The sequence below is a fragment of the Ruminococcus difficilis genome (assembly GCF_016680995.1).
Genome location: NZ_JAEQMG010000124.1, coordinates 1 through 7,233, shown reverse-complemented (window position 1 = coordinate 7,233; position 7,233 = coordinate 1). Strand labels below are relative to the sequence as shown.

At 45.1% G+C, this 7,233-nt stretch carries 6 protein-coding genes and 1 tRNA gene; 1 reads left to right on the top strand and 6 read right to left on the bottom strand.

The window, feature by feature from the left end:
* From JKK62_RS11870 to JKK62_RS11845, 6 genes are all read right to left on the bottom strand, one after another.
* The coding region (locus JKK62_RS11870; protein WP_201428063.1) for a fructose-bisphosphatase class III at positions 1–425 on the bottom strand (425 nt) is incomplete at its 3' end.
* Between the two features lie 29 nt (positions 426–454).
* Entirely contained in the window at positions 455–2,473 is a 2,019-nt protein-coding gene (locus tag JKK62_RS11865; protein ID WP_201428062.1) for an AAA family ATPase, read from the bottom strand.
* 107 nt (positions 2,474–2,580) lie between these two features.
* Complete coding sequence (locus JKK62_RS11860; protein ID WP_201428061.1) at positions 2,581–3,036, bottom strand: hypothetical protein; 456 nt, start codon at positions 3,034–3,036, stop codon at positions 2,581–2,583.
* 14 nt (positions 3,037–3,050) lie between these two features.
* Entirely contained in the window at positions 3,051–4,109 is a 1,059-nt protein-coding gene (locus JKK62_RS11855; RefSeq protein WP_243411839.1) for a helix-turn-helix transcriptional regulator, read from the bottom strand.
* 242 nt (positions 4,110–4,351) lie between these two features.
* Positions 4,352–4,711 (bottom strand): TnpV protein, encoded by a 360-nt coding sequence (locus tag JKK62_RS11850; RefSeq protein ID WP_201428058.1) that lies wholly within the window; start codon positions 4,709–4,711, stop codon positions 4,352–4,354.
* A 216-nt stretch (positions 4,712–4,927) separates the two neighbouring features.
* Positions 4,928–5,004: transfer RNA gene (locus JKK62_RS11845), tRNA-Met, on the bottom strand.
* A gap of 193 nt (positions 5,005–5,197) precedes the next feature.
* On the opposite strand from JKK62_RS11845, the gene metG reads away from it, so the two are divergent.
* Positions 5,198–7,153, top strand: a complete 1,956-nt coding sequence (gene metG / locus JKK62_RS11840; protein ID WP_201428057.1) for a methionine--tRNA ligase — start codon at positions 5,198–5,200, stop codon at positions 7,151–7,153.
* The last annotated feature ends 80 nt before the right edge of the window (positions 7,154–7,233 follow it).

Here is a 7,233-nt window from a genome sequence, read left to right as displayed (position 1 = left end):
TGCAGATACTTTTGACCGTTGACAGTCAGCTCCTCATACACGGAAAAATCCATTATAAAATCGATGATTTCCTGACGCTTATCCAGGGATAAAGTCTTAAACTCATCTATGGTTGTCTGACCACCGTTGCGTATCCAATTAAAAAGATTACCTACTGTTTCTTCATCCATCGACTCAATAGATTCATTCGTTATCTGTGTGTTAAGAAACCTAAGCCCGACTAACGCCATAAGCTCGTGGTTGCCGACGATACAAACAACATTCGGCATTTCCATAAGCGCAGATAAGACTTTGATTGGGTGAGGGCCTCTGTCAACAATATCGCCGAGCACATATAACGTATCCGTGTCCTTAAAATGTATTAATTCAAGGAGCTCCGTAAACTGTGCGTAGCACCCGTGAATATCACTGATCACATAATGCATTGATTTCAAGTCCTTTACAAATATATATCCTAAAATCCTATAGCGATTTTTTCGGTCTTGTATACCTTTGCAGCATTGATATCAAAATCGTCGGCGGAGAGCAACGATACAATACTTTTATCGATCTTTGTATTGCCGTATTCCTTCACTAAGCGTGAAGACTGCTTGATGATTGCCTGTTCAAGCAAATTCCGTACAAATCTGCCGTTTCCGAATTCCGCGTTTTTACAAGCTTCATCAAAGATCCTGCGGCACTTTTCTTCAGCCTCACCATCAAGAGTAAAGCCCTTGTTTTTACTCATCAGCTTCAAAATATCGCAAAGCTCATCCGCGTTATAATCGGGAAAATCGATATGAAACGCTATTCGACTGCGAAGCCCCTCGTTCTTTTCAAGGAACCTTTCCATTTTATCAGGATATCCGGCAAAAATAACGATTACAGTATCACGGTAATTTTCCATCATCTGAACGATAGTGTTTATCGCTTCATCGCCGTATAACCCCTCTCTTTCGACAAGGGAATACGCCTCGTCAATAAAAAGAATACCGCCCATTGCTTTGCGAAATTGCTCTTCTACTTGTTTGGCTGTCCATCCGACATATCTGCCGACCAGATCCTGACGTCCGCATTCAACGAACCTGTTTCTGTCAATTACCTTTTCTTCGTATAAAATCGAGGTGAGCAGTCTTGCGACCGTTGTTTTAGCGCTACCGGGGTTTCCCGTAAAAATCATATGCTTTGAAATGCCTGTTACATCAAGCCCCATTTCAACACGGAGTTTATTTATCTTCTGAGAGGAGACGATCTGGTCGATGATTGACTTGATTTCAGTTAAACCGACCATACTCTGCAATTTTTCATAACTGTTTGAAACAGCTACTGGAGCATCGATTTTTAAGGGTTTTATCTCTTTGTATGACTTATACAAGCTGTTTCTGATACGGTTCTTTTTTATATTCCTGTATGCAGTAACGATGTCGTTTACACTGTATACCTCCTGTTCGGGTATAACAAAATCTTCTTTGACATAGCGAACTTTATTTTCTTTGAGCAGCGTTTTAAGGTATTTCTTTCCTGTGCTGTTATCTCCCTTTCCTTCGGATATCTCGATAAAGCTTATATCCTCTTTGACAATCAGTTCTCCGACTGCCTGTTTACACGCTTTGCTCCCCAAATCAACAAGGATAAATGCGGTTTGCAGCGAATATTCCTTGAGGATATCATAAATATCTTCGCTTAGTCTTTCGTGTCCTCTTGCAAATCTGTCGTCCTTTATATTGCTGTCGCTGCATTCTATTACCACCACAGAAGCATATGAATTTTCGCAAAGATTTTTTATAGCCTTGTCATATGATACATCGCCAAGCTCAGTTACATAAGCAACCCTTGTACTTAACAACCTTTTATTTGAATACAGCGCTTTAGTCAGTAGTTTTACAAGATTTTTTGCTGTTTCTCTTGAAGCGGCGTTGATTAAATAATTAACGGGATTACCGCAAAACTTACGCTTGTTCAAAGGTGAATAGATTCTTTCAAGCTCTTCATAAAAAGATTCATCTGCAAGAATACCCCGTGCTTCATCTTTGGCTTTCAAAAAGGATAATTGTGTGTGCGGCAGAACAAATTCATCAAACTTTAAATCAAAATTATCATTCAAATATTCGGCGTTGCACCATCTTGTCGCCACACGTTTTGAGCATCTGTAAGCATTTCCGCCTGCACCATCTATTGTTCTGCATCGAATTAAAGATATTGCCTCTGTAACTGTTATTTCCTCAGGAGTTTTAGAAAAATTTAAGCTTTTAATTGTTTCTCCGGTTTCATCGAATTCGCTGATTACTCGCTTTTTAATCGATGAAAGCGAGTGATCACTAACCGAGAACATCAAAAGAGCGTCAATTGTTGTATCATCACGTTCAAGAATAATCACCCTAAATATTTGTCCGCCAACATAACTCGAATCAGCTTTTCTCCAAAATCTCATCAGCTTGGCTTCATCCGTTTCTTCTGTAACCGTGTATTTGCATTTTATCTTGTAATAAATCATATTGCACCTCCTTGTTCTGTGTACTATAAATATACCATATAGCGTGGAACAAAAACGGTGCATAAAGGAACAGAGCAGCTCGTAGATGTGCTGCTCTGTTGAAAAAGCTATTCAAGTTCCTCTTTAAATTCATCCGCGGAGAGTTCCGTGAATTTGCCCATATCATCTGTTGTGATATCGTATTCGTATGCGACAAAGCTCTTGCCGTTATAAATAGTCTGTTTTAGCTTGGTTCCGGAAATATATTCATTCCTTTCGCCGAGAATAGCGTGTGCAAGCACATCTGCGGCTAACTGACTTTTTTCAAAGTCCTCGCTGTTTTCATTAATAAACTCAACGGGTAGCTTTGTGTAAGCGAAGATATATCCGTACAGAGCAATCTCTGCTTTGGTGAGCTGTTCTGCACGCTCTCTCCCATCGAAGAAATAATGAAACGTTTCTCTCATACACTCAACAAAGTAATCTGTGTCGAAAAACTCATCCTCTCCGTCAAAGCATTTTCCTATTATAATAAGCTCATCCCATTGTTCTGTCAGTTCATATACGATTTCATTGTTGTTCACGGTGGTTCCTCCTATTAATCTTTATATTTTTCCAACCCTTCACTCAGATTTTCAATCATTTTTTCCCTGAGCGTAACAGGCTTGATAACCTCAACCCAAGGTGTAAATGCCTTTGCAAACTGCTCCATAGCAAGCTCGTTGACGTTTACCGTGACGGTTATCTCGTCGTTGGTTTCTTCGCTGAATCTGACTTCCTTGCCGAACATATCAATGATGTCGCTGATCAGGCTTTTATCCGCTCGGAACACAGCCCTCACGTTCTCGCCCGAAAACATATAGACGTGCTTATCCATATACTCCTCAAGATCAAGCTTTCTGCCGTCGCTGCCTTTGAGCCGATCAAAAGGCTTGATGTTTTCGTCAAGGATCTCCAAATCCGTTATGCGGTCGACACGGTAGTTGCTGATATTGTCATACTTATCATAGTTGCAAATCAGATAATACTTGCCCTCTTTGGCGACTAACTGATAGGGATTGATGATATATTCCCTAACCTTGCCGATTTTATTTCGCCGCTTATGCAGCTTTTTGTCGGTGTGATATTCAAGATAGTGAAAACGCACCTTGCGTCTTTTGTCGATCGCCTCGTCTAACAGTTCAACATTGTAAAAAAGCTGCTTGTTATCCGCCTTATCCTCCGGCATACGGGCGATATGGTTCACTCGTTTTTTGAAATAGATATTGGACAGAGAAGCTAACTTATCGACCAGCTCCTTATCCTGCTTATAGGGGATATGATTTGAGAACAGCACACTGTCGATCAGCAGCCGCAGTTCACTGTCGGTAAATTCACGCTCAAGATAAAAGTCGGAAAGGATCACATTCTCCTGTTCTTTTCCGTCCTTATCTTTGAATATTCGCACGCTCTCGCTGTAATTGATGTTATAGCCGAACTCGATCAGGTTCATCAGATTGCGCTTAACAGCCTTGCGCTCAACCGTCATATCATATTCACGCTCAAGAATATCCTGAATCTCTTTCTGGCTTAGCCGGTGATTTTCGTCTGTGTATCGTTTGAGGATATCCAAAATATTCATTATTATCAGTTTTTTCGGAGATTTAGCGAACATCATACCACCTCTTATCTCTATCATATCATATTGAAATTCATTCTGCAATAATAATACACTGCAAGATGGTGTGTTTTTGGTGCACTGATTTCTTGTAAATCCAAAGTGAAACGCCCCTTGATAAGCGATTTGCCTATCAAGGGGCGCCGGATTCATTTTATGCGCTGATAATATTGTTTTTGACGAGTAGCTTCGGGTCGGCTTTCAGTACACTGAGAAAACGCCTTTTACCTCACAATCTGGTTTTAGTTGTAAATCAACTCGTGATTAACGATTTCCTCTGCTCGGTTGCGGATAGAATTCATCTTCTTAACCCATAGCATTTGGTTTTCTGCTTTAAGCTGCTCCGTCACGCCCTCACGCTCTGCAAGCTGCCTTACCAACCGATCAAACATATTCTCCGCCTGTTCGTCGATATCGGTGAGATAAGCGGTCAGCTTTCCTTTAGTAAGCAGATTTGTGTAGAGTATATTACGGTTACGCTCCAAATAGCGAAGACGCCGCTTTCCGAAAATTCCGATTTCGACCTTCGGCTGTTCAGGCAGTTTCAAATCGGGAAGAAGATAGTCGCCCTGCTGTGTGTAAGTGATCTTTGTGTTTGTCATAGCTTTAACCTCCGAAAAAATGATTGTCGGAAACGATTTCGGCGGCTCAGGTTTTATTTGTGACTGCGATTTGACTGCGATTTAACTGTATTAATTCTGACTTAACTTTTCCCAACTTTATTCTATTGCTGTTTGAAAACCGCATAGATAAGCCGTTTTCGGGCATTTTCGGAAAAATCGGAAAAAGAAAAGACGGTTTCGAAAAACCGTCTTGTTTGGTTGCGGGAGCCGGATTTGAACCAACGACCTTCGGGTTATGAGCCCGACGAGCTACCGAACTGCTCTATCCCGCGATATGTGCGCTGTCTTGCTGTCTTACAGCTATATTATAATACCATACATTGTTCCTTTTGTCAAGAGGTATTTTCATTTTATCGGCAACGCCTGCGTTTTTGGCAGATTGTTGTGTTTCTGTTGCATTTTTCCGCAGGAATTGTTATAATAAAAGATACAGCCCATTCGCTGAACATTTAGGAGGAATTACTCATGTGTAAAAAAGAGACATTTTACATCACTACGCCCATCTACTACCCGTCAGGCAATCCGCATATCGGACACTGCTACACCACCGTCGCCTGCGACTCTATCGCGCGCTACAGACGAATGCAGGGCTATGACGTGATGTTTCTCACAGGCACCGACGAGCACGGCCTGAAAATCGAACAGAAGGCCGCCGAGAAAGGCGTCTCTCCCAAGGAATACGTTGACGAGATCGCCGAGATCTTCAAGGGTCTCTGGCGCTTTATGAATATCAGCTACGACCGCTATATCCGCACCACCGACGACTACCACATCGAGAGCGTCCAGAAAATCTTCAAGACACTCTACGACAAGGGATATATCTACAAGGGCGAGTACAGCGGCAAATACTGCACGCCCTGCGAGAGCTTCTGGACTGAGAGCCAGCTCGTTGACGGCAAGTGCCCCGAGTGCGGCAGAGAGGTCACCGAGGCAAAGGAGGAGGCGTACTTCTTCAAGATGTCGCCGTTTGCCGACCGCATTGAGAAACTGCTCACCGAAACCGACTATCTCCGTCCCAAGACCCGCGCGACGGAGCTTGTAAACAACTTTATCCGTCCCGGTCTTGAGGACCTCTGCGTTTCGCGCACGACCTTCAAGTGGGGCATTCCCGTAACCTTTGACGACAAGCACGTCGTCTATGTCTGGATCGACGCGCTCTCCAACTATATCACCGCCCTCGGCTATCTCAACGACAGGTACGACGACTACGACAAGTACTGGCCTGCCGACACTCACATGGTCGCAAAGGACATCATGCGCTTCCACGCGATCATCTGGCCTGCTATGCTGATGGCTCTCGAGCTTCCGCTGCCAAAGCACCTCGCGGTTCACGGATGGATCACCTTCAACGGTCAGAAGATGTCCAAGTCTCTCGGCAACGTCGTTGACCCGTTCATTCTCGGCGAGCGTTACGGCGCAGACGCTATCCGCTACCACATCATGCGCGAGATGGCTCTCGGCTCCGACAGCTCGTTCTCGAACGAGATCATGATCAACCGCATAAATTCCGACCTCGCTAACGGTCTGGGCAACCTCGTTTCGCGCACCGTCGCGATGGTCGAGAAGTACTTCGGCGGCACTCTGCCCTCAGAGCGTCAGGCAGGCGAGTTTGACGAGGATCTGATCAACGAGGCAACCTCTCTCCGCGCGAAGGTTGACGACTTCATCGAAAAAACTCAGCTGCAGAATGCTCTCGCCGAGATTTTCAAGGTCGTTTCGCGCGCCAACAAGTATATCGACGAGACAGCGCCGTGGATTCTCGCAAAGGACGAGAATAACCGCGCAAGGCTCGCTACCGTTCTCTACAATTTGCTCGACACTATCCGCATTGTCGCGACTCTGCTGTCCGCCTTCATGCCCACAACCATGCCCAAGGCTCTCGAACAGATCGGCGCATGCGAGAAGTGCGCAAGCTACGGCAACGCAGACAAGTTCAATGTTCTCCCCGAAAACGTCACCGTAAAGAAGGGCGAGGCGCTCTTCCCGAGAATCGACGTCGAGAAGGAAATCGAGGAGCTCAACAGCATTATCAAGAACAACGACGAGGACCCGCGCGCGGCCAAGATCCGCGAGGAGCTTGCGGGCGTCGCTCAGATTGGCATTGACGACTTCGCGGCGAGCGATATCCGCGTCGGCGAGGTAAGAGCCTGCGAGAAGGTCAAGAAGTCAAAGAAACTTCTGAAGTTCACAATCTTCGACGGAGCTGACGAGCGCACTATCGTCAGTGGAATCGCGATGTTCTATCAGCCCGAGGAGCTGGTCGGCAAGAAGATACTCTTTGTATCGAACCTCAAGCCCGTAAAGCTCTGCGGCGTTGAGAGCCACGGAATGATCCTATCAGCCGTTGAGGGCGAGGGCAAGGACGAGAAGCTCCAGGTGCTCACAATAGATGGTATGCCCGCGGGCGCGAAAATATGCTGAGTAATATCTTCGACGCTCACGCGCACTACGACGACGGCTGGTTCGATGAGGACAGGGACAGCGTGCTCGGCAATCTGCCC